Here is a 26,743-nt window from a genome sequence, read left to right on the forward strand (position 1 = left end):
CACCACGGGCGCATCAGCCCCTGGATGCAGAGTTCTGCATCCCCGGGATGAGATCCCCGTCAAGATGCCATCCGGGGAGGGATGTCCGGGCCGCGCCGGGCGCCTAGCGTCCTGTGCATGGTCACTGAGGACAGCAGCGGGAAGACGGTCGTACGACTCGACGGCGTACGCAGGGAATACGGCGAGACGACGGCCCTGGACGGCGTGACGCTGGAGATCCGCGCCGGCGAGGCGGTCGCGGTGATGGGTCCCTCGGGGTGCGGCAAGTCCACCCTGCTCAACATGATCGCCGGCCTCGACCGGCCCACGGCCGGCACCGTGCTGGTGCACGGCGAGGACGTGGGGCGGTTGAGCGAGAAGGGCCTCGCCCTGTACCGGCGACGCCGCATCGGCATGATCTTCCAGTTCTTCAACCTCGTCGACGACCTGTCCGCACTGGACAACGTCGCGCTCGCCGCCCAGCTCACCGGCACCCCGGCCCGTCCCGCCCGGCGCCGCGCCATGGAACTCTTCGAGGAACTCGGCATCGCGGACCGCGCCAACGCCCACCCGGCCGTGCTGAGCGGCGGCGAACGCCAACGGGTCGCCGTGGCCCGCGCGTTGATGAACCGGCCCGCCCTGCTGCTCGCCGACGAACCGACCGGCGCCCTGGACAGCCGCGCGGGCGAGCAGGTGATGGACCTGCTCCTCGACCTCAACCAGATCGGCCAGACGCTCGTCCTGGTGACGCACGACGAGCACCTGGCGCGCCGCTGCGCCGGCCGCCTGGTCACCCTCGCCGACGGCCGGGTGACCGGGCAGCACACCCTGGAGCCGTCCGCATGAGGGCGGTGTGGCGGGCCGCGCGGGCGGCCGTACGGCGGCGCAGGCTCCAGACCCTCGTCATCGCTCTGGTGACGCTGACCTCGACGGGGGCGATCGTCGTCGCGCTCGGACTGGTCGACGCCGCCTCCGCGCCGTTCGACAAGGCCTTCGGCGAGCAGCGCGGGCCCCATGTCGTCGCCGCGTTCGACCGGTCCGTGGCCTCGGACGCACAACTGGCGCGGGCGGCACGGGATCCCGGCGTCGAGGCCGTCGAAGGGCCGTTCCCCCGGGCCACGGTCGCGCTGCCGCGGGACACCGCGCAGTACGGGGTCTTCGGCGAGGTCACGATCGTGGGCCGGGCGGAGCCGGGCGGGGAGGTGGACCGGCTCGACCTCTGGGCGGGCCGCTGGGCGACCGCGCCCGGCGAGGTGGTCCTCAACCGGCAGTCGGACTGGACCGCCGACGACCTGGGCAAACGGATCCCGGTCCCGTCCGGCCCCACGCTGACCATCGTCGGCTTCGCCTTCGACCTGAGCCGTACCGCGGACGCCTGGGTGGCACCCTCCCAGATCGACGCGCTGCACCCGGCCGCCACCCAGCTGCTCCTCCGCTTCTCCGACGCGTCGTCGGACACCCTGCTCCGCGAGCGGATGGGCGCGGTGACCGCGCGGCTCCCGCAGGGCGCGCTCGCCGGTTCCGAGTCGTACCTCACGCTCAAGCACCGGATCGGCGCGGCGGCGCGGGCGTACGCGCCGTATCTGTCGGCCTTCGGCATCCTCGGCATCGTCGTGTCCGTGCTGATCGTCGCCAATGTGGTCAGCGGTGCCGTGATCTCCGGCTTCCGGCACATCGGCATCCTCAAGGCCCTGGGGTTCACCCCGGGGCAGGTGCTCGCGGTGTACCTGGTGATGGTGACCGCGCCCGCGGTCCTCGGCTGCGCCGCCGGCGTCTTCGCCGGGAACCTGCTGGCGGCGCCGTTCCTCCGGTTCACGTTCACCGGGCCCGACGCGGGCGTGTTCCACGACAGCGTCGGCATCCCGCCGTGGGTGAACGTGCTCGCCCTGCTCGGCATGCCGGCCGTCTGCGTCCTCGCCGCGCTCGCCCCCTCGCTGCGTGCGCGCCGGCTCTCCGCGGCGCGGGCGATCAGCGCGGGCACCGCCCCGCGGACCGGCCGCGCGCCGGGCGTGCAGCGGCGCCTGGCCGGCAGCCGGCTGCCGCGCTCGGTGAGCCTCGGCGTGGGGCTGCCGTTCGCCCGGCCCGGCCGCAGCGCCCTGACGGTGGCGGCGGTGGTCCTGGGCGTGACCACCGTGACGTTCGCCTCCGGTCTGGCCACGACGATGACCCGGTTCGGCAACGCGGGCCGGGACGCCTACCAGGTCACGGTGTACGCGAGCACCGTGCGGCACGGCAAGCTCGTCGAGCCCGAGCACTCCGACCCGGAACTCCACTCCCTGCTCTCCTCGTTGCCAGGCGCCGCCGGGGTCACGGCCCGGGGGGACGTGGAGGTGACGGTCGCCGGTTCCGCCCGGAAGGCGATGCTCGAGGGCCGCCGCGGCGACGGACCCGAACTGGACAGCGTGCTCACCGAGGGCCGCTGGACGCGGCGGGCCGGCGAGGTCGTCGCGGGGACGGCCTGGCTCCGGCAGTCGGGGCTGCGGGTCGGCGACGAGGTGCGGTTGCAGAAGGGCGGGCGGAGCCGGGAGGTGACCGTCGTCGGCGCGTTCATGGAGACCAACGGCGAACTGCTCGCGACCGACTGGGCGACGTTCACGGCACTCGCCCCCGAGGAGAAGCCCATCGCCTACCACGTCAAGCTCCGCGACGGCACCGACCCGGCCGCGTACGCCCGCGCGGCCGCGGCCGCCGACCCGGGCGTCGGCCCGGCGATCACGGGCCCGAACACCATCACCCAGACCGTCGTCGGCTCCGCCTCGGCGCTCACCGCGATGCTGGCCGTCGTCGCGTCCCTCGGCGTCTTCAACACGGTCGTCCTCAACACCCGCGACCGGCGCCGCGACCTGGGCATGCTGAAGTCCATCGGCATGACCCCGCGCCAGGTCACGGTGATGATGACGACCTCGATGGCGGCACTCGGCGCCCTCGGCTCCGTGCTCGGCGTCCCGCTCGGCATCTGGGGCTACAGGCAGGTGGTTCCGCGCATGGTGGACGCCGTCGACATCACCCTCCCCCCGTACATGACGGACGTCTGGCACCCGGCGGCCCTGACCGCCCTCGCCCTGACGGGCATCGCCATCGCGGTCCTCGGCGCGTATCTCCCCGCCCGCCGCGCGGCCCGCCTGACGATCGCCCAGGTGCTCCACAACGAGTGACGGCGCGAACGCGGTTCGGCCGCGAGTCCCCACGCCGGGGTGCCCCTGCCCCTGCCCGTCCGGCGGCAAGGGCACCCGGCGTGGGCCCGCAGGAAGCCCGGGTGGCGGGTTTGCCGCCGGCGTCGCCCAGCCCACGCCCGCCCGTCGGCCGCGCGGGGTGCCCCCGGCGTTCTCAGCCCGCCCACTCGCCCCGGCGCCCGGCCGAGTACCTGCCCCGCATCATGGAGCCGGTGCCGACCGGCCACCCGACATGACGGTCCGTACAGGACCCGGGGTCGGGCAGCCCCACCGCGTCCTGCCGCCGCCCCGGGACAGGACGAGGGGCCCGGGGAGCGGGCCCTGGTGGATCCGCGGCATACCCCAGGCCGAGGCCGTGGTCTGCCTGGCGATGCCGGCCGCCGGTACGTGCGGGCGTCGACGGGCCCGCAGACGCGGGAAGCGACCGGCACCTCGGGTGTTCTGCCCCTTCGCCGAGCGCCCGCGCTTCCGGCAGCAGGCCCGGCGTCGACGGGCGGCGACCACGCGCCCCGACGCGTGCCGGTGCCCGGGCGCCCGCCACTTCCGTGGGGCTGGGCACTTCCGCGAGGGGTGGGGTTCGCGGGATCCTGCGCGGGACCGGGCGACGGTGGTCTTGGGGGTGGGGCGGTGCGGCGAGGCTGGGTACTCGCGCTTCTGGCACTGGCGTCGGGCGTGGTGTCGGTGGCCCTGGCCGTCGCGGTGAACGTCGCCACAGGAGGCGTCCTGCCGCCCGCGCTCCGCCCGTTGGCCGTCTGGGCCTGGCCCGCGGTCGGCGCGGGTGCGGTCGCCGCGGCCGGGCTGGCCCTGTGGCAGCAGCGTCTGCAACTCCCCGCGGCGCCCTCCACGGCGGTCGCGACGGATCCGGCCCCGCGCCTCACCCCCGCGCAACTGCCGCCCGAGGTGGCCGACTTCACCGGAAGGGAGGCCGACGAGGCGGCGCTGCGGGCCGCGATCGCGGGCGGCGCCCGGGTGGTGGCGATCGCCGGCCCGCCGGGGGTCGGCAAGTCGACATTGGCCAACCGGCTGGCGCACCTGCTGCGCGCGGCGTACCCGGACGGCCAGTTGTACGTGAACCTCGGCGCGGGGCGCGGCGATCCGATGAGCACGGACGAGGCGCTCGCCCGGTTCCTGGCCACCCTCGGCGACGCCGAACCGGCCCCGTACGGCGATACCGAAGCACTGACGGCGCGCTACCGCACCCTGGTGGCGGACCGCAGGCTGCTGGTCGTCCTGGACGACGCCCAGGACGCCGACCAGGTACGGCCGTTGCTGCCCGCGGGCCCGCGGTGTGCGGCGATCGTGACCAGCCGCCCGCTGCCGGCCGATCTGCCCGAGGCGGTCGCGTTCGAGCTCGCGCCACTCGCCACCGCCGACGCCTGGTGCTGCTGGCCCGCGTCAGCGGATCGGACGGCGGCGCGGCCGACGCGGAGGCCGCCACGGCGGTGGTCCGGGCCTGCGGTGGGCTGCCGCTGGCGATCCGGGTGGCGGGCGCGCGCGCCGCCCGGTCCCGGCTGGCGGTGGCCGACCTCGCCCGGCGGCTGGAGGACGAACGGACCCGGCTGGACGAACTCCACTTCCGCGCCTGGGCCGTCCGCGCCACGCTCGGCACCGCCTACGAGGACCTGGCCCCGCGGGACCGCCGCCTGCTGCGTCGGCTCGGCGCCTTCCCGGGCGGGGAGTTCCCCGTAGCGGCGGCGGCCGCGCTGGCCGGGACCGGCGGGTCCGAGGCGTGTGACGGGCTCGACCGCCTGGTGGACGCGCAACTCCTGGAGGGCTCGGGCGGGGAGCGGTACCGCCTGCACGACCTGATCCGGCTCTTCGCCCTCGAACGGCTCGCGGCGGAGGAACCACCGGGCTCCGCGGACCGCATCGCCGAACGCCTCCTGGACTGGTACGCGGCCGCGGCCCGGGACCACCCGCCCCGCTGGATCGCGGACGAGGCGGCCAACCTCGCCGCGGTCGCCCGGCAGGGCGCGGCGGCCGGCGCCCACGAGCGCGTGTTCCGGCTGGCCGAGGCCGCCGAGCACGGCTGGCACCTGCAGCACTACCACGCCCAGCGGCTGCGGGTCTGGCGGACGGCCGAGGACGCCGGACGGGCGGCCGGCGACGCGCGCATCACCGCGCGCGCCGCCCTGGTCATCGGCTCCATCCACGGTGCGGACGGCAACCTGGAGCAGGCGGCGCCCCTGCTGCGGGAGGCGGCGGAGCTGGCGGGCCGGACCGGCGACACCCAGTGGGAGGCGGACGCGCACCGCCACCTCGGCGACGTACTGCGGCAGACGGGCGGAACCACCGGGGCCCTGCACCACCTGCGCCGTGCGCGGGATCTGTACCGCGGGCTCGGCATGCCCCCCGAGGAGTCCGACGCACTCGGGAAGCTGGCCACGGTGCACCTGGTGCGGTGGGAGTTCGACGCGGCCGCGCGGGAAGCGGAGCGGGCGCTGGCACTGCTGGCGGGCGGCGCGGGCTCCTCACCCGCGTACGCGCAGCTGCGCGGGCTGGCCGCGGCCGCGTATCTGCGGCTGGGCCGCGTCGCGGAGGCCCGGGCCGCGGCGGAGGAGGCCGTGGCGGTCCACCGTCGCGCCGGCAACCGGCTGGGCGAGGCGTACGGCCTGGGCGGCCTGGGCCTGGTGGCCCGCGAGGAGGGGGACACGGCGACCGCGCTGGCCTGCCACCGTACGGCCTTGCGCCTGTTCGAGGAGCTGGGCAACGCGCCGGGGACCGCCTACGCCCGCGGGGACCTCGGCGGCCTGCTCCTCCTGCTGGGCGATCCCGCCGCAGCGGTCCGGGAGTTCGAGGCCGCCCTCACGGTGCTGAGCGGTCTGCGCCATCCCGTGGCGGAGGGGCTGTGCCGGCTGCACCTGGCCGAGGCGCTGGTCCTCGCGGGTGACCCCGTGGGCGCCGCCCGGGAGCAGCGTTCCGGCGAGGCGCTGCTCGCCGGAACGGACGGCTGGCCGCAGCTCGACGAGGCACGCGCACGCCTCACCGCCCTCGGCCTCCCGGCCACCGCCACGAGCTGAACGACCCCCGCCGGCCCCGCCCGGCAACAGCGATCCCGCGAAGGGCAGCCGGCCGCAACGGACGGCCGACGCCGGCTCGACGAGGCCCGGCACGCCGGACCGCACTCGGCCTCCCCGCAGACACCACCGACTGACCGACCTGCACCTGCACCTGCACCGGCCCCGGCCCCGGCCCCGGCCCCGGCCCCGGCCCCGGCAGGCAACCTCACAGGCACCGCTGCCCGTGAACAGCGTTCCCGCAAGGCGCCACTGGCCGCAACGGCCGGCACGAGGCACGGCCGCGGCCGGCCGCGCCCGGTCTCCCGGCCACCGCCTCCGGCTGAGCGACCGGTCCCGCCTCAGCGCGTGCCGCGCAGCCGTTCCATGTCGCGCCGCTCGCGCTTGGTCGGCCGGCCCGCGCCGCGGTCGCGGACGACCGGCGCCGGCACCGCCTCCGGGGTGGGCGGCGGCGGACTGTTGTCGACGAAGCACTCCGCCGCGACGGGGGCGCCGACCCGCTTCCGCACCAGACGCGTGACGACGACGATCCGCTCGTGCCCCACGCCGCGCAGCCGTACCTCGTCACCGGGGCGCACCGCGTGCGCGGGCTTGACGCGCTCGCCGTTGACCCGCACGTGCCCGGCGCGGCACGCGGTGGCGGCCATGGAGCGCGTCTTCGTGAGCCGGACGGACCAGATCCAGGCGTCGACCCGCACCGGGCCCTCGTCGTCAGCCATGTCACGACCCTAGCGCGCCCGGTTCCCGGAACGCGGCGTCCGGTATGCGCTCTTGACGGAAGGCCCCGCGAGCCACAGGATGCGCCCAGGCATGCACACGTCAAAGATGCCGCCGTACCGCCCGCACAGTCCCGCGCAACTCCATCCCCCACACACCGGAGTGACCTGTGCCCGCATTCAAGATCGTCGCGGCCGGGGCCGCCACCGCGCTCGCGGCGGCCCTGCTCACCGCCTCCGCGACACCCGCCTCCGCGCGGCCCACCGCCCTCGCCGCCGCCCCCGACATCCCGGTGGCGAACGTCAAGGCGCACCTGAGCCAGCTGCAGTCGATCGCCACCGCCAACGGCGGCAACCGGGCCCACGGCAGAGCCGGCTACCGGGCCTCGATCGACTACGTCAAGGCCAAGCTGGACGCGGCCGGCTACACCACCGCGCTCCAGCAGTTCACCTCCGGCGGCGCCACCGGCTGGAACCTCGTCGCCGACTGGCCCGGCGGCGACGCCAACCACGTGATCATGGCGGGCGCCCACCTCGACTCCGTCACCGCGGGGCCCGGCATCAACGACAACGGCTCCGGCTCCGCCGCGGTCCTGGAGACCGCCCTGGCCGTCGCGCGCGAGAACCTGCAGCCCACGAAGCACCTGCGGTTCGGCTGGTGGGGCGCCGAGGAACTCGGCATGGTCGGCTCCCGTGCGTACGTCAACGGCCTGGCCTCCACCGACCGCGCCAAGATCGACGGCTACCTGAACTTCGACATGATCGGCTCGCCGAACCCGGGCTACTTCGTCTACGACGACAACGCCGCCCTCGAGAAGGTCTTCAAGGACTGGTACGCCGCCAAGGGCATCGCGACCGAGATCGAGACCGAGGGCGACGGCCGCTCCGACCACGCGCCCTTCAAGAGCGCGGGCATCCCGGTCGGCGGGCTGTTCTCCGGCGCGGACTACACCAAGACCTCGGCGCAGGCGCAGAAGTGGGGCGGCACGGCCGGACAGGCCTTCGACCGCTGCTACCACTCGTCCTGCGACACGACGTCGAACATCAACGACACCGCGCTCGACAACAACAGCGACGCGATCGCCAACGCGATCTGGACCCTGGGCACGGCCACCGCTCCCCCGCCCGGCACGGTCTTCGAGAACACCGCGGACGTCAGCGTCCCCGACAACGGCGCGGCCGTGACGTCCTCGATCACCGTCAGCGGGATCAGCGGCAACGCCCCCGCGGCCCTCGCGGTCGGGGTGGACATCCGGCACACCTGGCGCGGCGACCTCGTCGTGGACCTGGTCGCCCCGGACGGGAGCAGCTACCGGCTGAAGAACTCCAGCGGCAGCGACTCCGCGGACAACGTCATCACGACGTACACGGTCAACGCCTCCGGCGAGGTCGCCAACGGCACGTGGCGGCTGCGCGTGCAGGACGTGGCCTCCCAGGACACGGGCTACATCAACAGCTGGAAACTGACGTTCTGACCGGCGGATCCGGTGACGGCCCCCGCTCTCGCGCGGAGGCCGTCGCCGGGATTTTTGCAAGCGCCGCCTGTTGCACACGCGCGAAACCGTCGCGGTCGACCGCTCACCCGCGGCGGCACTCCTCCCCCGCGTCGCGGCCGCCCACCGTGGCACACCCCGCGTGACGGCCCCCCGGTCGTGGGCAGGCACACGAGCGACCGGCGCCCCGGCTCGGCCGGGCCGGGGCGCCCGCTGCGGGTGGACGGTCGCCGTCCTACGCTGAAGAGGGGCGCGACTTGCGGTGGCGAACGCACCGTGCCGGGCCCCGCGAGAGGAGCACCGCTGATGAGCAGTCACCACAGCAATTCCCACGTCGACGTCCTCCTCACCGGCTGCGAACGGCAGGACGCCGGAGCCGTGCTCGGCGCCTTGGAGGCCGCTTTCCCGACCCGTCCCGGCGAGTCGCTCACCGAGGCCGTGGAGCCCCGTCCCGGGTCCTCGCACCCGACCGTGTGGGCCGCCTCCGTCGACACCCGCAGCCACGGGCACGAACTCGGCCCCGTCCACCTCGACGGCGCCCTGATCGCGGACCTCTCCGGCGGGCCCCGTCACGTGCGCGAGGTCAAGAAGGTGCTCGGCGACTCCTTCCGCCTCGAGGAGCAGGGATCGGTCTCCGGCGACCAGGAGGTCGAGCTCCGGCTCCGCCTCACGGAGCTGCCCGACGGCCGCTGAGCCCGCCGGCGTCCCCGCGCCCGGGGCGGCCCGCCTGGCGGGCCGTCCCGGGCCCTGTCCCGGGCGCCGCCGGTTCAGGCCACGAAGAGCCCCGCGCCCTCGCCCTCGGAGCCGCCGCCGTCGCGGACGGTCTGCGCGGCGGCCGCCAGGCGCTCGACGGCGTCCCGCGCGACGGGACCGCCGACGGTGAAGGGCAGCCGGATGTAGCCCTCGAACGCGCCGTCGACGCCGAACCGCGGACCGGAGGGGACGCGGACGCCGAGGCGCTCGCCTGCGACGGCGAGGCGTGAACCGGAGACGTCGCCGGTCCGCACCCACATCGTCATGCCGCCGGCAGGGACGGCGAACTCCCAGTCGGGCAGCCGCTCGCGCAGCGCCGCGACCAGGTCGTCGCGGTGGGCGCGGGCCCGTTCCCGGCGGGCGGCGACCGCGTCGTCCCACGCCCCGGTGCGCAGCAGCCAGGCCACGGCGAGCTGGTCGACGACGGGCGAGCCGAGGTCGAGGTAGGCACGGGCGCTGACGAGACGGCGTACGACGTCGGGCGCGGCGCGGACCCAGCCGATGCGCAGCCCGGCCCAGATCGCCTTGCTCGCGGAGCCGACGGTGATGACGCTGCCGCCGCGGTCGAATGCGGCCATCGGTCGCGGCGCGGACGCGGACCCGTCGAGGGGCAGCTCGGCCATGGTCTCGTCGGCGACGAGCACGGTCCCGGCGGCGCGGGCGGCCTCGACGAGGGCCCGGCGCTGGTCGTCCGGGACGAGGGTGCCGGTGGGGTTGTGGAAGTCGGGCATGACGTAGGCCATGCGGGGCGCCGCGTCGCGCAGGACGCGCTTCCAGGCGTCGAGGTCCCAGCCGCCGAGGCCCTCGCGCATGGCGACGGGGACGAGCCGGGCGCCGTTCTCCCGCAGCAGCTCCAGGACGTTGGCGTAGCTCGGCGACTCGACGGCCACCCGCTCGCCGGGGGTGCCGAGCCGCCGCACGGCGGCCGCGATGGCCCCCATGGCGCCGGTGGTCACCATGATCTGCTCGGGGAGGGTGGGGATGCCGCGCGCGGTGTAGCGCGCCGCGATGGCCTCGCGCAGCACGGGCAGCCCGGCGGGGAAGTCGCCGTGGGTGGCCGAGTAGGACGGCAGGTCGGCCAGGGCGCCCTGGACCGCGCGGGTCAGCCACGGCTCGGGCGCGGGCAGTGCCGCGCAGCCGAGATCGATGACGGTGCCGGCGGCGTCCGGGGGCAGCGGCTCCAGACCGCGGGTGGGCAGGGCGTGGCCGTCCGGGACGGCGGTCCACGTGCCGGCGCCCCGCCTCGACCGGGCGAAGCCCTCGGCGCGCAGCGCCTCGTAGGCGGCGGCGACGGTGGTGCGGCTGACGGCGAGGGCCAGCGCCAGCTCGCGTTCCGCGGGAAGCCGCGCGGCCACCGGCACGCGCCCCTCCAGCACCAGGACCCGGATGCCGTCGGCGAGCCCCCGGTAGGCGGGGACGCGGCGGCCGGCGGCGCGCTGCGCCGGACGGGGCTCGAGCAGGCGCGCGAGATGAGTGACCCCTACCGTTGCGGTCCACTGCGACATGGTTTCCGGTCCACCTTCCGCACATTGGCCATGGATTTCTCCCAGGACCATGCCACATAGTGTCCCGCATCCCGTCGTCACGGCCAGAGGGGGGCTCGTGGAGGGCCAATCCAGAACAGCACGCCGCCTGTTGCACCTGTACGCGGGACTGGCCCTCTACGGGGCGAGCGCGGCCCTTCAGGTGCGCGCCGCGCTGGGCCTCGACCCGTGGGACGTCCTCCACCAGGGCATCTCACGGCACACCGGGGTCAGCATCGGCCTGGTCTCGGTGGCGGTGGGCGCGCTCGTCCTGCTGCTGTGGTGGCCGATGCGCCAGCGGCCGGGCCTCGGCACCGTCTCCAACGTCTTCGTCGTCGGCCTGTCGATGGACGCGACGCTCGCCCTGCTGCCCCAGCCGCACGGTCTCGGCGTGCGGATCCCGCTGCTGGTGGCGGGTGTGCTGCTCAACGGCGTGGCGACCGGCCTCTACATCACCGCCCGGTACGGTCCGGGCCCCCGCGACGGCCTGATGACGGGCCTGCACCGCCGCACGGGCCGCTCCATCCGCCTGGTGCGCACGGCGATCGAGGTCGCCGTGCTGGCGGTCGGCTTCGCGCTCGGCGGCAGCGTCGGCGTGGGCACGGTCGTCTACGCGGTCTCGATCGGGCCGCTGGCCCAGTTCTTCCTGCGCCTGTTCGAGCTGCCGCGGTCCGGGCCGGAGGACGACTCCGTGGTCGTGGCCCGCGGGGGGCAGCCGGTGGCGGACTCCGCGGAGGGGCGCGCCATACTGCCGGAGTGAGCGACATACGCCATCCGTACCTGGACAGCCCCGCCCCGATCGCCTTCGCCCACCGCGGCGGCACCGCGGACGGCCTGGAGAACACCGCCTGGGCCTTCCGGCGGGCCGTCGACCTCGGCTACCGCTACCTGGAGACCGACGTCCACCTGACCTCGGACGGCGTACTGGTGGCCTTCCACGACGCGTCCCTGGACCGGGTCACCGACGCCGGCGGGCGGATCGCCGACCTGCCGTGGAGCGAGGTGGGCCGGGCCCGTGTGGCCGGGCGCGAGCCGGTGCCGCTGTTCGAGGAACTGCTGGAGGAGTTCCCGGAGGCCCGCTGGAACGTGGACACCAAGTCGGACGCCGCGGTCGAGCCGCTGGTGGAGGCGGTGCGCCGGGCCGGTGCGTGGGACCGGGTGTGCGTGGGCTCGTTCTCCGAGGCCCGGCTGGTCCGGGCCCGGGCACTCGGCGGATCGCGGCTGGCCAGTTCCCTGGGCACCAGGGGCGTGGCGGACCTGCGGCTGCTCTCCCGCGGCGGCCGTGCCGCCGAACGGCTGCTCCTGGCCGCGGCGCGGCGGCGCGGCGCGGTGTGCGTCCAGGTGCCCGAGCGGGCGTACGGCATCCGGGTCGTCGACCCCGCGTTCATCGCGGCGGCGCACCGGCTGGGCATGCAGGTGCACGTGTGGACGATCAACGACGAGGCCCGGATGCACGCCCTGCTCGACCTCGGCGTGGACGGGATCATGACCGACCGGCTCGAGGCCCTGCGCACGGTGTTCACCGAACGCGGGGTCTGGGCCTGACGGCCGGTACCGACCGGCCGCCGGCGCCCGTCAGACCTTGGCCTGCTTCGTCTTGGACATGCGGGCGAAGACCACGACGTTGCCCGAGTAGCCCGAGTCCTTGGTGTAGGTGCCGCCACAGGTGATGACGCGCAGCTCGGGGTCCTTGGTGTCGCCGTAGATGCGCTTCGCGGGGAACTCGGCCTTGGTGAACACCTCGATGCCGTAGATGGTGAAGATCGCCGTGGTGCCGTCGTCGCGGACGACGTCGATGGTCGAGCCCTTCTTCAGCGCCCCGAGGCTGTAGAAGACCGCGGGGCCGCTCTCGTTGTCGACGTGCCCCACGATGACGGAGGAGCCCCGGGCCCCCGGGCTGACCGAGTCCTTGAACCAGGCCGCCTCCCCCGCCTTCTCGAGCGGCGGCGCCGCGATCACGCCGCGGCTGTCCAGGCCCACGTTCATGATCGGCGCGTCGATGCTCACGCCGGGGATGCGGATGCGCGTCGGCTGTGCCGGGGGGAGCGGCGGCGGCGCCTTGATCGCGGCCGCGTCGGAGAGGGCCGCGGAGGCGGCGGAGGGCTGGGGCGGGCCGTCCATGCCGGTGAAGCCCTGGAAGGTCAGCACCACTCCGGCGACGAGGACCGAGCACACGAGCACCCCGACCGCGCCGCGGCCACGCCGGGTGAGCTTCAGCTGCCGGGGACGTCCGCCCCCGGGGCGCGCGGCGGAGCCACTGCCCGGACGGCCGGGACGGCGCATCGGCCGGCGTCGGGTCGGCGCCCCCGGCCCCGACCGGGCCGGGGGCTTCGCGGAGGTGGAGACCGGCGGTTTCGCGGGGGCGGAGACCGGCGGTTTCGCGGGAGTCGGCGCCGGGGGCTTCGCGCCCGCCGGGGCGGGCGGTTTTCCGCCGGCCGGAACCGGGGGCTTCCCGCCCGCCGGTGCCGGCGGCTTCGCCGCTCCCTTCGCCGTGCTCGTCGCCGTGCCCTTTTCCGCGCCCGGTGCCGGCGCGGCCGGTTCGCCCTTCGGCTTCCGCTTCTTCTTCCTGGGCGGCTGCCCCGCCCGCGCGGTGGCCGGGCCCGCGGGCCGGTCCCGGGCCGGGGGCTGCGGCGTGCGGTCCGGCCGGCCGGGCGCGCCTGGCGCGTCGGCGGTGGGCTCGGGCACGAACGGCTGGCCGAACCAGGGGTCGGGCTGCCCGTACCAGGCGTCGGGCTGCCCGTACCAGGGCACGGGGGTGGTGTGATCCCCGGAATTTCGCAGCATCACAGTCCTTCGGCTCCGACCGGTCAGTCATGAGTGACAGTACGTCATAAATGATGTTAAACCGAAGTATGCGTCAAACGCGGATGGATCAGCGTGAACCGGGCAATGTGCGCCCCACTCGATCGGGTGGCGTCGCTGCGGCAGCGGGGGCAACCGGCGCTGCACCGCCGGGAGCAGGGCCGATGATGCCGACCGTGTCCTGATGGGCCCTCAGCACCCCGTGCGCCCTGCGCCCCGGAGGTCCGCACGCGCTGGCCGCGCCCACGGTCGTCGTGTACCCCCGCGCGCCCGAACCGCGACCGCCGGGGCCTCCCGCTGCGCCGGGTTGCCGTACGCACGGCCGGCCGGCGTCGGTGCGCCTGAACATCGCACTGAGGCCGCTGCAGTGAATGGCCGTGAGATCCACGCTGACGAGGTGCCGTTGGACCGGGGTGATCTCTGCCTCGATCGCCCCGTAGGGGCGGCTCGGCAGACGGTCGTGCTTCCAGCGCCTTCCGCCACACATTTGACGTCCCGTTGCCTGATGTGCCGTCGACTGATGGGACGTCCGTCCACGCGACCTCGGGACATTTTCGGGTCACCCGTTTGACGAGCTCTTCACATTTTTCTGACGCGGCCTGGGGTATGGCTCCCACCTGCGACAACGCTGTTCCGGCCGGAATTTCGATGCCCCGTCCGGGGGACGGCCTGTGCCGATTCCGAGGTGCGTGAAGATCCCCGCCCTCGTGCCATGGATCTCAAGGACGCGGTCGCAGTACGTGTCGCGGTGATCTCCGATCCCGCCTGCCCCGTCCGCAAGGAGGTTCCCCCCATGCGTGGTTCACGCATTCTCGCAGCGGCGGCGATGACGGTCACGGCCGTCGTCCTGCCGGCAAGTGTGGCGGTCGCGGACCCGATCGTCTCCGTCTCCAACAACGGCCGTGTGGCCCCGGGCGAAATCGTCACCTTCACGCTCGGCGGCTGCGTCACGGCGCCGACCTACGTGACCACCATCGCGAAGGTGGAGCCGGTGGGCTCTGCCACGACCACCAGCCTCCGGCTCCTTGTGGACAAGGCCACGCCCGAGGGCACCTACCAGGTCCAGCTGACCTGCAACGAGCCGGACGGCACCGACGGCCAGGTCACTTCGACCGTGACCGTCAGCGTCGACGGCAGCAGCGGCAGCAGCGGCAGCAGCGGCCGCGACGGCGAGGGCGGCCGTGACGGCGAGGGTCGCGGCGGCGAACACGGAGGAAAGAGCGGTTACGGCGGCGGCCACGGCGGCGGCGGCGGTTACGGCGGCGGCCACGGCGGCGGCGGCCACGGCGGCGGCGGCGGTTACGGGCGCGGCCACGACTACGGCGGCGACGACCGGTGCGAGTCGTGGTGGGGCGGCGACGACGACTCCGGCCACGGCGGTGGTGGCGGCGGCGGCGGTTACGGCGGCGGCGGCAACGGCGGCGGTGACAACGGCGGCCGTGGCGGCAACGGTGGTGGCGGCGGCAACGGTGGTGGCGGCGGCAACGGCGGCGGTGACAACGGCGGCAGTGGCGGCGACAACGGTGGCGACAACGGCGGGGAGAACGGCGGCAACAACAACGACAGCGACAACAACGGAGGGGACGACAACAACGGCAACGACCTGACCGCGCAGAGCTTCGGCGGCGGGTCCGACGACGGCCGCAACATGGACGACTCGTGGGGCGGCAACGGCGGCGGCCGCGGCGGCGACGACAACGGCGGGGGCGGCCGCGGCAACAAGGGCTGCAAGGGCGGCCACGGCGGCGGCGGCAACGGCGGCGGCGGCAACGGCGGTGGCGGCAACGGCGGCGGTGGTGGCGGCGGCAACGGCGGGGGCGGTGGTGGCGGCGGCGGCAACGGCGGCGGCCCCGACACCGGCTTCGGCGGTTCCATCGGCATGAACACCCCGGAGACCCTGCTCGGTGCCTCGCTCCTGCTCGCCGGTGCCGGTGGCGGTGTCTACATGCTGCGCCGTCGGCGCGTGAACGGCGGTCGCGCCTGATCGTCGTGGAACTCCGCGACACAGGCTGACCGCACTGCCCCCGGGCCGCCCGCGCGGCGCCCGGGGGCAGTCCCGTGCCCTGGTCGGGCGGACGGGAGGCGTCCGCCGGATGAACGCGGGAATCCGGCGGATGATCCCCCTCCCCCGCCCCGGCCGTGGATGGCATCATGACCGATCACATCGGCACGGCGCGCGACACGGATCGGCAGGAACCACGGGTGACCACGGGCGAGGCGCAGGACACGGCGGTGCACGACGGTACCGCCGCCCCGGCGCACGAGCGGCGGCGCGCACAGCGCGGCTGGTACTTCTACGACTGGGCCAACTCGGTCTTCTCCACCAGTGTGATCACGGTCTTCCTTGGGCCGTACCTCACCGACATCGCGGAGGCGGCCGCGGGCCCGGACGGCTACGTCCACCCGCTCGGGATACCGGTCCGCGCCGGTGCGTACTTCGCGTACGTGGTCTCCGCCTCCGTGCTGCTGTCGGTGCTGGTGATGCCGCTCGCCGGGGCGGTCGCCGACCGGACGGGCCGCAAGAAGGCGCTGCTCGGGACGTTCGCGTACATCGGCGCCGCGGCGACGACGGCGATGTTCTTCGTGACCGGGGACCGCTACCTCCTCGGCGGCGGACTCCTGATCGTGGCCAACGTGGCGTTCGCGTCGGCCATGGTCCTCTACAACGCCTTCCTGCCGGAGATCGCCGAACCGCACGAGCGGGACGCGGTCTCCTCGCGGGGCTGGGCGTTCGGTTACGCGGCCGGGGCGTTGATGCTCGTCGCCAATCTGGCGCTGTTCCTCGGGCACGACGCGGTCGGCCTCTCCAAGGGCATGGCGGTGCGGATCTGCCTGGCCTCGGCGGGCCTGTGGTGGGCGGTCTTCACGCTCATCCCGCTGCTGCGGCTGCGCGACACCGCGCCGGGCGGGCGGCCCGGCGGAAAGGCCGTCAAGGGCGCGGGGTCACTGCGCCAGGGCTGGCGTCAACTCGCCGCGACCTTGCGGGACATGCGCCGCCACCCGCTCACCCTGGCGTTCCTGCTGGCCTATCTCGTCTACAACGACGGCATCCAGACCGTGATCTCGCAGGCCTCGCTCTACGGCTCCGAGGAGCTGGAGCTGGACGAGACGGCCCTGATCGGCGCGATCCTCCTGGTGCAGGTGCTGGCCGTCTTCGGCGCCCTGCTGCTGGGCCGGCTCGCGGCACGGTACGGCGCGCGCCGGACCGTGCTGGGCTCGCTGGTGGCGTGGACGCTGACCATCGGGGCCGGCTTCTTCCTGCCGGCCGGCGACCCGGTGGCGTTCTACTGTCTGGCGGCGGCCATCGGGATGGTCCTGGGCGGCAGCCAGGCGCTGTCGCGCTCGCTCTTCTCGCACCTCATCCCGCGGGGCAAGGAGGCCGAGTACTACTCGGTGTACGAGATCAGCGACCGGGGCACCAGCTGGCTGGGCCCACTGCTGTTCGGTCTGACGTACCAGCTGACCGGGAGCTACCGGGACGCGATCGTGTCCCTGGTGGCGTTCTTCGTCATCGGGTTCGTGCTGCTGGCGAGGGTGCCGATGCGGCGGGCCGTGGCGGCCGCGGGCAATCCGGTCCCCGAGACGATTTAGTACGGATGGGTGCGGCGCGGTAGTGTACGCCGTTGGCCGTCGGACGGACCGTTACTGCGCGCTAAAGATACCAGAACGCAGGGTGATATCTCTCGCTAGATGTGACAAAACGGGCGTCGATGGGTACAAAAAGGGGCGGCACGACGGGCGACGCACCTCCCGGCAACGGGAATCTTCACCGCCGACCGGACGTTGACCGGATGACGACGACAGCGACACCTGTCCTGTGGGCGACACAGCCCGGGAGGCACGATTCATGAGTGAGCGAGCTCTCCGCGGCACGCGACTCGGGGCGACGAGCTACGAGACCGACCGCGGCATCGATCTGGCACCGCGCCAGACCGTTGAGTACGCATGCCGGAACGGACATCGATTCGAGATGCCGTTCTCGGTGGAGGCCGAGATTCCGCCGGAGTGGGAGTGCCGCGCCTGCGGCCAGATCGCGCTCCTGGTCGACGGAGAGGGCCCGGAAGAGAAGACGAGCAAGCCCGCGCGTACGCACTGGGACATGCTCATGGAGCGGCGCACGCTCGAGGAGCTGGAGGAGGTGCTGGCCGAACGGCTGGCCGTCCTGCGCTCCGGCGCCATGAACATCGCGGTGCATCCGCGGGACCACCGCAAGACCGCCTGACAGAAGGAATGGGCCCGTGAGGGGCGGGCCCGGCAGACGTGCGCCCCGGGCGAGCGTGGCTTCAGTGCCGCGGCCCGGGGTTTTCGTCGTCCTGCTCGGGGGCGCGGTCGACGACCTCGCCCTGGATGACCTTGCCGTCGGGACGGTGGATGCGCATCTGCTCCTCGGCGGCACGCGCCTGGGCGAAGAGATCGCCCAGCGAGCCCGAGCCCGGGTCCCGCTCGCGTGCCGCGGCGGCCCGGCGGTCCAGGGCACGCGTGCCGGCCCGCGTCAGCAGGGAGCGGGTCGGCGGGAAGAGGAAGAGCAGCCCCGCCACGTCCGAGATCAATCCGGGCACCATCAGCAACAGGCCGCCGATCATGATCGGCGCCGCGCCGCCGCCGTTCCCGGCCCCGGACGCGTCCGGCTTCCCGCGGTCCCGTTCGTCCCGCTCGGGTCCGCCGGAGCGCATGGCCTCGTTCAGCGCCCGCCAGGCGCTGCGCCCGGCGTGCCGTACGGCCAGCGCCCCGCCGACGAAGCCCGCCACGAGCAGCAGGAGGACGGTGAGTCCGCCCGCGGCCCCGGCCACGAGGATGAGGAGCCAGATCTCCAGCAGCGCGTAGGCGGCCACACCCAGAGGTATCCACCGGCCGGCGCGAGAGCGCCGTCGCGGACGCGCGTCGCCGCCCGGTTGCCGCGGACCGGCCGGCGGCGGGGAACTGATCGTCATACGCACCATTGTGCCTGTTCCCCGTCGGAGTCCGGAGGGCCGGTCAGCCGCGGCGCCGTCCGGACGTCAGCCGCCTCACACGGGAGCCGACGCCCCAGGCGGTGACCCGCCACAGCGCCTCGGCGACGATCTCCCGGCTCATCTTGCTGTCGCCGCGTTCCCGCTCCACGAAGGTGATCGGGACCTCGACGACGTGGAAGCCGGACTTCACCGCGCGCCAGGCGAGGTCGACCTGGAAGCAGTAGCCCTGGGAGGCCACCTCGTCCATCCCCAGGCCCAGCAGCGTCTCCTTGCGGAACGCCCGGTAGCCCCCGGTGACGTCGCGCAGCGGCACGTCGAGCAGCAGCCGCGAGTAGGTGCTGCCGCCGCGCGACAGGAACTCCCGGGACTTCGGCCAGTTGACCACCCGCCCGCCGGGGATCCACCGGGAGCCCAGCACCACGTCGGCGCCCTTGAGCGCGGTCAGCAGCCGCGGCAGCTCCTCGGGCTGGTGCGAGCCGTCGGCGTCCATCTCCACGAGCACGCCGTACTCGTGCTCGATGCCCCAGCGGAAGCCCGCCAGGTAGGCGGCGCCCAGCCCCTCCTTGCCCCTGCGGTGCAGCACGTGGACGTGGTCGTCGGCGGCGGCCAGTTCGTCGGCGAGCTTGCCGGTGCCGTCGGGGCTGTTGTCGTCGGCGACGAGGACGTGCGCCTCGGGCACGGCCGCGCGGACCCGCGCGACGATCGGCTTGACGTTGTCGGCCTCGTTGTACGTCGGGATGATCACGAGAACCGAGCCGAGCGGCCCGAAAGCCCTCCCCTGGGCTGCGCCACGGGTGACCCCACCGCCATCGCTCACTGCTGCTCCTCCGTCTCGGTACGTCCTCGCCTGCCCAGCACGATCGCCGCGGCCCAGGACAGGAGGCCCACCATAGCGAGGGTCCATTCGGGAGCGGAGCCGACGCGGTCGGCGACGGTCAGATCGTCGCGGAGGGGCAGCTGGGCGCTGAGCACGGCCTGCGTGAACTCCTCGGTCTGCTGCTCGATCCGCCCGTCGGGAGCGACCACGGCCGTGATCCCGCTGGTCGCCGCCGTCACCACGGCGCGGCCGTGCTCGACGGCGCGCAGCCGCGACATCGCCAGCTGCTGCTCGGGCTGGCCGGTGCGGCCGTAGGTGGCGTTGTTGGTCTGGATGACCAGGGCGCGGGCGCCCGCGGTGACGGTGTCGTGGACGATCCCGTCGTACGCCACCTCGAAGCAGATGACGTCGCCGAGCCTCGCCGGACCGATCTGCAGGACACCGCTGCCCTTGCCGGGGTAGAAGTCGCGCGGGACCTGGTCGAGCCGCTTGATGACCTTGGTGAGCTGCTCGCGGAAGGGCACGTACTCGCCGAAGGGCACCGGGTGCTGCTTGGTGTAGTGGTCGCCGGGGCCGCTCTCCGGGTCCCAGACGATGCCCTCGTTCTGGACGTGGTCCGCGTCCGGGCCGTCGACCAGGGCGCCGACGAGGACGGGGACGCCGACGGCCCGGACCGCCTCGGTGATCAGGGCGTAGGCCTGGGGCTCGGAGAACGGGTCCATGTCGGAGGAGTTCTCGGGCCAGATCACCAGATCGGGCTTGGGCGCGCGGCCCGCCTTGACGTCCTCGGCGAGCTTCAGGGTCGCCTCAACGTGGTTGTTGAGGATCTTCAGCGGCCGGCCGAGGAAGTGCATGCCCGGCTGCTGGACGTTGCCCTGCACAATGGCCACCCTGACGGTGTCGTCCGCCGCGGTGGGCACCGGCACCGCGTATCCCGCGGCGAAGGCGGCGACGGCCAGCACCGCCGCCGTCGCGGCGGGCACGAAGCGCCGCGGGCCGAAGACGACCGGGCCCTTGCGCAGCCGCCACACGGCGACCGCGGCCGCGGCCAGCAGCGAGCCGCACAGCGCGACGGCGAAGGTCACCAGCGGGGCGCCGCCGAGCGCGGCGAGCGGGGTGAAGGGGGTGCTGGTGTTCGCGAAGGCCAGCCGGCCCCAGGGGAAGCCGCCGAACGGCAGCCGGTCCCTGGCGAGTTCCTCCGCCACCCACAGGCAGGCGCCCCACAGCGGCCAGGCACGCAGCCGTGCGGTGACCGCCAGGCCCGCGCCCAGCACGGCGACGAAGGCGGCCTCGATGACGGACAGGCCCACGACCGCGTCCCAGCCGATCACCCGCAGCCACATCAGGAGCCACACGAAGAACGGCAGTCCGAAGGCGAAGCCCAGCCACGCGCCCTGACGGGCGGTGCGGCCCCGGGTGAGCAGCGCGAGACCCGCCACGGCCACGACCGACAACGGCCACACCCCGTACGGCGGGAACGCGGCCGCCAGGGCCAGGCCGCACAGCGCGGCGAGCGCCGACCGCCGCGCGTTCGCCCGCAGGGCGTGCGCCATGCGGGCCGTGCGTCCGGGTGCCGGGGCGGACGGCGGCGGCGGCGGTTCTACGGACGTCGCCGGCGGCGCGGCGGGGGCCGGTGCGGCGTCGGAGCGCGGTCGCAAGGTTCGCGGCCTTCCTGCAGGTGGTCACTGTGTGAGAGTGACCGTACCTCCAACGGCCCTGTCCGCGGACCCCGGGCGGGCAAAGCCTCCCGCGCGGGCGCGCGGCGCGGGAGGGGCGTGATCTGCTCGGGGCCCGGAACGCCCTTCGGGCCGACCTGGGACCCGCTGGCTGCGGATCGGCGACAAGGCCGTTGTCTACTGGGCGTCCGGGCCCCTCCCGGGTCACACCTGCCGACCGGGCGGAGCCTCTCGGTGAGGCGGACCGCGTTCCGTGCCGCGAGCGCTGGACCTGGCTCCGGTGGCGCGCGCCGTACGGCGCGACGCCCGGTGGCCCAGCTGCGGCCGTCGGCGCACGGAGATCCGGTCGGACGTCCGGTGGTGGACCCGGCCGAACCTACTCGCCCCCGACCGCCGCCTGTCAACAGCGGCTTGACCTGCGTGGATTGACCAAATCAGCAGGTCAACGCAAGGCCGGGGAAAGTTCCACGCCATCCCGACGGAGAACCGTTCGGGGGCATCGTCCGTTGACCCGTCACTCGTTCGGCCGTGCGAAGACCGTACGGCCGCCGACCACGGTGCGCAGCGCCGTCGGCAGCGGGAGCCCGGGGGTGAGGTCGGGCAGGCCGGGGGTGCCGGAGCGCGGGTCGGTCGACCAGTTGGCGACCCGCTCGTCGGGGGCCTGGACCACGAGGTCACCGGCCTGCCACACCACATAGTCCGCGGGTGCGCCGGGCACGAGGACGCCCGCGTCGTCGCGGCCCACGGCACGCCAGCCGCCACGGGTGTGGGCGTTGAACGCGCCGCGGACGGAGATGCGGTGCTCCAGGGTCCGGTGGAACGCGGCGGCGCGCAGCGTGCCCCAGGGGTCGAGCGGCGTGACGGGACTGTCGGAGCCGAGGGCGAGGGGCACACCGGCCCGGGTCATCGCGGCGAACGGGTTGAGGGTGCGGGCCCGCTCGGCGCCCAGACGCTGGGCGTACATGCCGTCCTCGCCGCCCCAGGCGGCGTCGAAGGCGGGCTGCACGGAGGCGACCAGACCCAGCTCGGCGAAGGCGGCGACGGTCTCCCCGGTCATCATCTCGGCGTGCTCCACGCGGTGCCGCAGCGCGCGCACCCGGTCAAGCCCCACGCGGCGGGCGGCCTCGCGCACCCCCTGCGCGACGGCCGCCACTGCGGCGTCGCCGATCGCGTGGAACCCCGCCTGCACCCCGGCCTCGGTGCACAGCGCCACGTGTTCGGCGATCGCGGCCGCGTCCAGGTAGGCGGTGCCGCCGACGGCGGGCGCGTCGGTGTACGGGGCGTGCAGGCAGGCCGTACGGGAGCCGATGGAGCCGTCCACGAAGAGGTCGCCGCCGGCGCCGACGGCGCCCAGGTCGCGGATCCGCTCGAGGTCCTCGGCGCCGGTCACGGCCTCGGCCCAGTAGCCGGACACGTGCGGCCCGGGCTCGGCGGCGGCGAGCCGCAGCAGCGCGGTGAGGTCGTCCTCGGAGGAAATGTCCGGGCCCGCGCACTCGTGGACGGCGCCGATGCCGAGCGAGGCGGCGTGGGCGAGCGCGGCACGCTGGGCCGCGGCGCGCTGCTCGGGCGTGACGGCGGCGTAGGCGGCGCGCCGGACCGCGTGGTGGGCGTCGCGGGTGAGGGGCCCGTCGGGGTGGTGGCCGGCCATGGCCTCGACTCCGGGGACCAGCGCCAGCAGGGCGCTGGTGACGACGGCCGAGTGGACGTCGGCGCGCGTCAGGTACAGCGGGCGGCCGCCGGTCGCCGCGTCCAGCTCCGCGCGGGTCGGCGGGCGCTGCCCCGGCCAGCGGCTCTCGTCCCAGCCGTGGCCGAGCAGCACGCGGTGGGCGGGGTTGGCGTGCGCGAAGGCGGCGACCCGGGCGAGCGCGTCGGCCAGGTCCCGGGACGGGGCCAGGTCGAGGCCGGTCAGCGCCAGGCCGGTGGCGGTGGTGTGCACATGCGCGTCGGTGAAGGCGGGGGTGACCAGCGCCCCGTCCAGGTCGATCACCTCGTCCGCGCCCGCCGCGTAGGAATCCGCGGCGCCCTCGGAGCCGACCCAGGCGACCGTGCCGCCGTCGACGACCATGGCCGTCGCGAAGGGGTCGGCGGGGCTGTAGACGTTGCCGCCGCGCAGCAGCACGGTGGTGGTCGGCTCGTTCGTGGTGTGCGGCACTGGGTTTCGCCTCGCGATGTGATGGTGGGCCCGCCCGGGCCCCGGTGGGGGCGGGGGACGGGATGGTGCGGTGGGTCGGGGGGCCGTGGGGCCCCTCAGACGCGTGGTGGTCGCGCCTCGTACGGCGTGGAGAGGACGACCGTGGTGCGGGTGGAGACCCCGGCCAGCGTGCGGATCCTCGCGAGCAGGTGCTCCAGCTCGATCGGGGTCGCCACCCGGACCTTGAGGATGTAGTTCTCCTCGCCCGCGACGCTGTGGCACGCCTCGATCTCGGGGACCTCGGCGAGCCGGTCGGCGATGTCGTCGGGGGCGCTCGGGTCGAAGGGCTTCACCGAGATGAACGCCGTCAGCGACAGCCCGACCGACTCCGGGTCCACGATCGCCGCGTACCCGCGGATCACCCCGCGCTGCTCCAGGCGCCGGACGCGCTGGTGCACCGCGGACGTGGACAGGCCGGTGGCCTTGCCCAGGTCGGTGTAGCTCATGCGCCCGTCGGCCACGAGAAGTTCCACGATCTGCCGGTCCAGCTCCTCCACAGCGCAAGAACCTACAGGGTCCGCGGTCGTCGGCGGTATCCGGCCGCCCCGGCGGCGGTCCGGCAGCGGTCCGGCGCCGGACCTCGGGGGTCAGGGGCAGATGCGGACGCAGAGGAGGCAGGTGTCGTCCCGCGGGTTGGCGGGGCCGAGGGCGTGCGTGAGGGCGGCGGCGACCCTCGTGCCGTCCTCGGTGGCGACGCGCTCCGCGACGCGGGCGAGGCCGGCGAGGCCGGTGTCGAGGTCCTGGCCGCGGCGCTCGATCAGACCGTCGGTGAAGAGGAGGAGCCGGTCCCCGGGGGGCAGCGGCGTCTCGCACAGCCCGTAGACGCTGTCGCGGCCGGCGCCGAGGATGCGGCCCTGCGGGCGTTCCAGGTACGTCGCGCGTCCGCCGTGCAGGTGGAGCACGGGGAGGTGCCCGGCCTGCGCCCAGGTGAGGACGCCCTCGGCGGGCCGGTACTGGGCGAGGACCATGGTGGCGGTGGCGGAACCGGTGTTCATGAGCACCTGGTTGAGGCGTTCCAGCAGGCGGTGCGGGGGCGTGCCGCTCAGGGCCATCGCCTCGGCGCCGTAGCGGAGCCCGGCCATCGTGGCCACGGCCTCGACGCCGTGGCCGGCGACGTCGCCGACCGCGAGCATCACGGAGCCGTCGGGGAGCGCGACGGCGGTGAACCAGTCGCCGCCGATCTGGATCGTGCTCTCGGCCGGCAGGTACGAGACGTCGCAGCTGACGCCGCCCAGCCGGAAGGGTTCCTCGGGGACGGGCAGCAGCGCGCGCTGCAGCCGCCGCGCCAGGATGTGCTCGGCGTTCAGCGTCCGCTGCTGCGTGCTGAACGCGCGGTGGGCCTCGTCGAGGGCGATCTCGCCGTGGCGCAGGTCGGTCAGGTCCTGGAAGAAGCCGTGCACCACCACGGGCGTGCCCTCGGCGTCGGTGACGGCCTCGGCGACCATCCGCAGGTGGCGGGTGCCGTGGCCGGTGCGGATACGGAAGGGCGCGTCGACCGGTTCGCCCCGTTCGAGCAGCGCGTGCACCGCGGCGCCGACGGCCGGCACGTCCTCGGGGAAGAGGTGCTGCGGCAGCTCGTCGAGCGGCATCGGCCCGAGTGCCGGGTCCCGGTCGAAGACCGCGTACACCTGCGGCGACCAGCTCAGGTCGTCCGCGACCAGGTCCCAGTCGGCCCAGCCGAGGTTGCCCAGGTTCTGGAGCCGGCGCAGCCGTTCGACCTCGCGGTCGGCCGTGTCGTGCCGCAGCCAGGAGACGACGAGGGCACCGCCCAGGCGCGCCACGGCCACGGAGTAGGTGGAGGTCCGCGGTATGCCCGCGGCCACCTCGTGGTATTCGAAGAGGTCGCTCTCGAACGGTTCGCCGGTCGCCAGGGTCTCCAGGTACCCGTGCCAGAGCGGGGTGCCGGCCACCGTCGGGTAGCACTCCAGGACGCGCCGCCCGACCAGTTCGCGCCCCGTGCGCCCGGCCACGTCCACCGAGGCGGGGGCGGCCGCCTCGATGCGGAAGTCGGTCACCTCGCCCTCCGCGCCCCGCACGGGGATGAGGAGGACGGCGGCCTCGTACAGGGTGTCGAGGACGGCCTGGACGGTCGCCGGCCAGGTCGCGGCGGGGACGGGTGACAGGCACGTGGCGCAGGCCCGCGCGGCGGCCGTCAGCACGGCGCGGTCGGCGGCGTCGAAGTCGTCGGGGCGTTCGCGGAGGAATCCGGCCACGCCCACGACGTCCTCGCCGCGGCGCAGCGGCAGCCAGGCCCGGGAGGCCCACGTGCCGGGGCGGTCGCCGAGGAGGGCGCGGTCGGCGCCGTCCTTGTCGAGGCCGCGGAGCCACACCGGGCGGCCCAGGCGGACCGCCTCCACGGGTGCCAGCTCCGCCAGCGGCGGTACGTGTCCCCAGGCGGACGCGGTGCCGGCGTCGACGCCCGAATGGGCGACGAGGTCGAGGCCGCCCGCCGGTGCGCTGGTGTAGAGCAGGACGGCGTCGACGTCCGCGGTCTCCCCGAGTTGCCCGACGAGCAGCCAGGTCAGTTCCTCCGAGGTGCCCGCGGCGGTGCGGACGCCGTCGATCCCCCGCGGGCGCGGCGGCGGGGGATGGTTCCGGGAGGTGTACCTGGACGAGGTGAAGACGGAGGGCGGTCCGCCGCCGGGCGCGGGCGGGGGGACGCCGGCGTCGGCGGCCGGTTCCGGCCGCTGCGGCGGCGGGGTGAGCGGGGCGCGGGGGGTGTGGATGTCGCCGAGGAGCGCCCACGCCTCCTCCAGCACGGTGCGCCCGGCCCGGTTCGCACGCCGATCCAGTTCCTCCTGGGCGGCGCCGGGGCCCAGCCCGAGCCGCCCCATCAGCACGCCCCTGGCCCGTTCGGCCGCGGACCGGGCGGGTGCGGCGAGCCGCTCCTCGTCGAGTTCGGCGCGGAGCCGGGCGACGGTACGGGCCAGCTGGTCGGCCGCGGACCGCTGGTCAGGCCGGCCACCGGACGCGGAACCGACGCCGTCGTGGCTCACTCTGCGAGCATCGCACAATCACCCCTCGGGGGACCCCTGCGCCGGGTGAGCCCTGCGGAGGCGGGGCGGGCCCGCACCGTATCGGGACGATTAGGCACATCCGCACCGGGAAGCCGACCCAGCGAAGATTCCTCGGAAGGAGAGCACCCATGGGCACGATCAGCGAATCCGTCGACGTCGGCGTCCCCCTGCACACCGCGTACAACCAGTGGACGCAGTTCGAGGAGTTCCCGAACTTCATGGAGGGCGTGGAACAGGTGACCCAGGTCGACGACCGGCACAACCACTGGGTGACGAACGTCGCCGGTGCCCGCCGGGAATTCGACACGGAGATCGTCGACCAGCTGCCGGACGAACGGGTCGCGTGGCGCACCGTCACCGGGGACGTTCGGCAGCGCGGAGTCGTGACCTTCCTCGAACTGGACGCCTCGCACACCCGGGTCAACCTCGCCATGGAACTGGAGACCTCCGGGCTCGCGGAGAAGGCGGCCGACGCGCTCGGCGTCGTCGACCGGCGGGCGCGGGGCGACCTGCGGCGGTTCAAGCACTTCATCGAGGAGCGGGGCAGCGAGACGGGCGCCTGGCGCGGTCGCGTCGCCCCGGGCGGATGACCCCCGCCCGGGCCGCCGCCGGTTCCGGGCCGCGGCGGTGGGCG

22 protein-coding genes are annotated in these 26,743 nt (G+C 74.7%); 13 read left to right on the forward strand and 9 right to left on the reverse strand.

Annotated elements, in window-relative coordinates; genetic code table 11:
- Positions 1 to 117 precede the first annotated feature (117 nt).
- The 4 genes from CHF15_RS09900 to CHF15_RS09915 all read left to right on the forward strand — a co-directional run bounded on the left by CHF15_RS09900 (position 118) and on the right by CHF15_RS09915 (position 6,172).
- Positions 118 to 825 (forward strand): ABC transporter ATP-binding protein, encoded by a 708-nt coding sequence (locus tag CHF15_RS09900; RefSeq protein WP_089223295.1) that lies wholly within the window; start codon positions 118 to 120, stop codon positions 823 to 825.
- Positions 822 to 3,134 (forward strand): ABC transporter permease, encoded by a 2,313-nt coding sequence (locus CHF15_RS09905; RefSeq protein WP_089223296.1) that lies wholly within the window; start codon positions 822 to 824, stop codon positions 3,132 to 3,134. Before CHF15_RS09900 ends, CHF15_RS09905 begins: the two co-directional genes overlap by 4 nt.
- Positions 3,135 to 3,779: 645 nt before the next feature.
- Positions 3,780 to 4,841 (forward strand): ATP-binding protein, encoded by a 1,062-nt coding sequence (locus CHF15_RS45670; protein ID WP_245938753.1) that lies wholly within the window; start codon positions 3,780 to 3,782, stop codon positions 4,839 to 4,841.
- A gap of 308 nt (positions 4,842 to 5,149) precedes the next feature.
- Entirely contained in the window at positions 5,150 to 6,172 is a 1,023-nt protein-coding gene (locus tag CHF15_RS09915; protein WP_245938777.1) for a tetratricopeptide repeat protein, read from the forward strand.
- A 338-nt stretch (positions 6,173 to 6,510) separates the two neighbouring features.
- On the opposite strand, the gene CHF15_RS09920 is transcribed toward CHF15_RS09915, so the two are convergent.
- Positions 6,511 to 6,888, reverse strand: coding sequence for an RNA-binding S4 domain-containing protein (locus CHF15_RS09920; RefSeq protein ID WP_089223299.1), 378 nt, complete (start codon positions 6,886 to 6,888; stop codon positions 6,511 to 6,513).
- A gap of 167 nt (positions 6,889 to 7,055) precedes the next feature.
- On the opposite strand from CHF15_RS09920, the gene CHF15_RS09925 reads away from it, so the two are divergent.
- Together CHF15_RS09925 and CHF15_RS09930 are read left to right on the forward strand one after the other, a co-directional pair.
- Entirely contained in the window at positions 7,056 to 8,360 is a 1,305-nt protein-coding gene (locus CHF15_RS09925; RefSeq protein WP_089223300.1) for a M28 family metallopeptidase, read from the forward strand.
- 324 nt (positions 8,361 to 8,684) lie between these two features.
- A complete protein-coding gene (locus CHF15_RS09930) occupies positions 8,685 to 9,071 on the forward strand; it encodes a hypothetical protein (RefSeq protein WP_089223301.1) in 387 nt (128 codons plus the stop codon).
- Positions 9,072 to 9,145: 74 nt separating this feature from the next.
- Here CHF15_RS09930 and yczR read toward each other — a convergent pair whose 3' ends face one another.
- Positions 9,146 to 10,636 (reverse strand): MocR-like transcription factor YczR, encoded by a 1,491-nt coding sequence (gene yczR, locus CHF15_RS09935; RefSeq protein ID WP_089223302.1) that lies wholly within the window; start codon positions 10,634 to 10,636, stop codon positions 9,146 to 9,148.
- Positions 10,637 to 10,733: 97 nt separating this feature from the next.
- Between yczR and yczE the strand changes: the two genes are divergently transcribed.
- Both yczE and CHF15_RS09945 read left to right on the forward strand, forming a co-directional pair.
- Positions 10,734 to 11,414, forward strand: coding sequence for a membrane protein YczE (gene yczE / locus CHF15_RS09940; protein ID WP_245938754.1), 681 nt, complete (start codon positions 10,734 to 10,736; stop codon positions 11,412 to 11,414).
- Positions 11,411 to 12,199, forward strand: coding sequence for a glycerophosphodiester phosphodiesterase (locus tag CHF15_RS09945; protein ID WP_089223304.1), 789 nt, complete (start codon positions 11,411 to 11,413; stop codon positions 12,197 to 12,199). The genes yczE and CHF15_RS09945 overlap by 4 nt, the downstream gene beginning before the upstream one ends.
- A gap of 30 nt (positions 12,200 to 12,229) precedes the next feature.
- On the opposite strand, the gene CHF15_RS09950 is transcribed toward CHF15_RS09945, so the two are convergent.
- A complete protein-coding gene (locus CHF15_RS09950) occupies positions 12,230 to 12,937 on the reverse strand; it encodes a class F sortase (RefSeq protein WP_089223305.1) in 708 nt (235 codons plus the stop codon).
- 55 nt (positions 12,938 to 12,992) lie between these two features.
- On the opposite strand from CHF15_RS09950, the gene CHF15_RS09955 reads away from it, so the two are divergent.
- From CHF15_RS09955 to CHF15_RS09970, 4 genes are all read left to right on the forward strand, one after another.
- The gene (locus tag CHF15_RS09955; protein WP_143681546.1) at positions 12,993 to 13,418 is read left to right on the forward strand and encodes a hypothetical protein; all 426 of its coding nucleotides are present in this window, start codon (positions 12,993 to 12,995) and stop codon (positions 13,416 to 13,418) included.
- An 831-nt stretch (positions 13,419 to 14,249) separates the two neighbouring features.
- Positions 14,250 to 15,440, forward strand: a complete 1,191-nt coding sequence (locus tag CHF15_RS44805; protein ID WP_179279722.1) for a hypothetical protein — start codon at positions 14,250 to 14,252, stop codon at positions 15,438 to 15,440.
- Positions 15,441 to 15,607: 167 nt separating this feature from the next.
- A complete protein-coding gene (locus CHF15_RS09965) occupies positions 15,608 to 17,047 on the forward strand; it encodes an MFS transporter (protein ID WP_245938755.1) in 1,440 nt (479 codons plus the stop codon).
- 256 nt (positions 17,048 to 17,303) lie between these two features.
- Positions 17,304 to 17,678: an RNA polymerase-binding protein RbpA gene (locus CHF15_RS09970; protein WP_089223308.1), complete on the forward strand. Its 375-nt coding sequence runs from the start codon at positions 17,304 to 17,306 to the stop codon at positions 17,676 to 17,678.
- Between the two features lie 61 nt (positions 17,679 to 17,739).
- Here CHF15_RS09970 and fxsA read toward each other — a convergent pair whose 3' ends face one another.
- From fxsA to CHF15_RS10000, 6 genes are all read right to left on the reverse strand, one after another.
- A complete protein-coding gene (gene fxsA, locus CHF15_RS09975) occupies positions 17,740 to 18,387 on the reverse strand; it encodes an FxsA family membrane protein (protein WP_089223569.1) in 648 nt (215 codons plus the stop codon).
- Positions 18,388 to 18,430: 43 nt separating this feature from the next.
- Entirely contained in the window at positions 18,431 to 19,225 is a 795-nt protein-coding gene (locus CHF15_RS09980) for a polyprenol monophosphomannose synthase (protein WP_089223309.1), read from the reverse strand.
- Complete coding sequence (gene lnt / locus CHF15_RS09985) at positions 19,222 to 20,883, reverse strand: apolipoprotein N-acyltransferase (protein ID WP_089223310.1); 1,662 nt, start codon at positions 20,881 to 20,883, stop codon at positions 19,222 to 19,224. The genes CHF15_RS09980 and lnt overlap by 4 nt, the downstream gene beginning before the upstream one ends.
- A gap of 532 nt (positions 20,884 to 21,415) precedes the next feature.
- The gene (locus CHF15_RS09990; protein WP_245938778.1) at positions 21,416 to 22,966 is read right to left on the reverse strand and encodes an amidohydrolase; all 1,551 of its coding nucleotides are present in this window, start codon (positions 22,964 to 22,966) and stop codon (positions 21,416 to 21,418) included.
- A 182-nt stretch (positions 22,967 to 23,148) separates the two neighbouring features.
- Positions 23,149 to 23,589 carry an Lrp/AsnC family transcriptional regulator gene (locus tag CHF15_RS09995; RefSeq protein WP_018562423.1) on the reverse strand — a complete coding sequence of 147 codons (441 nt, stop codon included), beginning with the start codon at positions 23,587 to 23,589 and terminating at the stop codon, positions 23,149 to 23,151.
- 90 nt (positions 23,590 to 23,679) lie between these two features.
- Positions 23,680 to 26,088, reverse strand: a complete 2,409-nt coding sequence (locus tag CHF15_RS10000) for a SpoIIE family protein phosphatase (RefSeq protein ID WP_089223313.1) — start codon at positions 26,086 to 26,088, stop codon at positions 23,680 to 23,682.
- Between the two features lie 149 nt (positions 26,089 to 26,237).
- Here CHF15_RS10000 and CHF15_RS10005 point away from each other — a divergent pair, with 149 nt between their 5' ends.
- Complete coding sequence (locus CHF15_RS10005) at positions 26,238 to 26,699, forward strand: SRPBCC family protein (protein WP_089223314.1); 462 nt, start codon at positions 26,238 to 26,240, stop codon at positions 26,697 to 26,699.
- The last annotated feature ends 44 nt before the right edge of the window (positions 26,700 to 26,743 follow it).

It is taken from the genome of Actinacidiphila glaucinigra (genome assembly GCF_900188405.1).
Lineage (GTDB): Bacteria > Actinomycetota > Actinomycetes > Streptomycetales > Streptomycetaceae > Actinacidiphila > Actinacidiphila glaucinigra.

Excerpts from the sequence above, each read along its gene's own strand:
- CHF15_RS10005 (WP_089223314.1), top strand. The coding sequence starts at position 26,238 with ATGGGCACGATCAGCGAATCCGTCGACGTCGGCGTCCCCCTGCACACC.
- CHF15_RS09965 (WP_245938755.1), top strand. The coding sequence starts at position 15,608 with ATGACCGATCACATCGGCACGGCGCGCGACACGGATCGGCAGGAACCA.
- CHF15_RS09920 (WP_089223299.1), bottom strand. The coding sequence starts at position 6,888 with ATGGCTGACGACGAGGGCCCGGTGCGGGTCGACGCCTGGATCTGGTCC.
- fxsA (WP_089223569.1), bottom strand. The coding sequence starts at position 18,387 with ATGACGATCAGTTCCCCGCCGCCGGCCGGTCCGCGGCAACCGGGCGGC.
- CHF15_RS44805 (WP_179279722.1), top strand. The coding sequence starts at position 14,250 with ATGCGTGGTTCACGCATTCTCGCAGCGGCGGCGATGACGGTCACGGCC.
- CHF15_RS09950 (WP_089223305.1), bottom strand. The coding sequence starts at position 12,937 with ATGCGCCGTCCCGGCCGTCCGGGCAGTGGCTCCGCCGCGCGCCCCGGG.
- CHF15_RS09900 (WP_089223295.1), top strand. The coding sequence starts at position 118 with ATGGTCACTGAGGACAGCAGCGGGAAGACGGTCGTACGACTCGACGGC.
- CHF15_RS09905 (WP_089223296.1), top strand. The coding sequence starts at position 822 with ATGAGGGCGGTGTGGCGGGCCGCGCGGGCGGCCGTACGGCGGCGCAGG.
- CHF15_RS09990 (WP_245938778.1), bottom strand. The coding sequence starts at position 22,966 with ATGGTCGTCGACGGCGGCACGGTCGCCTGGGTCGGCTCCGAGGGCGCC.
- yczR (WP_089223302.1), bottom strand. The coding sequence starts at position 10,636 with ATGTCGCAGTGGACCGCAACGGTAGGGGTCACTCATCTCGCGCGCCTG.
- CHF15_RS09930 (WP_089223301.1), top strand. The coding sequence starts at position 8,685 with ATGAGCAGTCACCACAGCAATTCCCACGTCGACGTCCTCCTCACCGGC.
- CHF15_RS09970 (WP_089223308.1), top strand. The coding sequence starts at position 17,304 with ATGAGTGAGCGAGCTCTCCGCGGCACGCGACTCGGGGCGACGAGCTAC.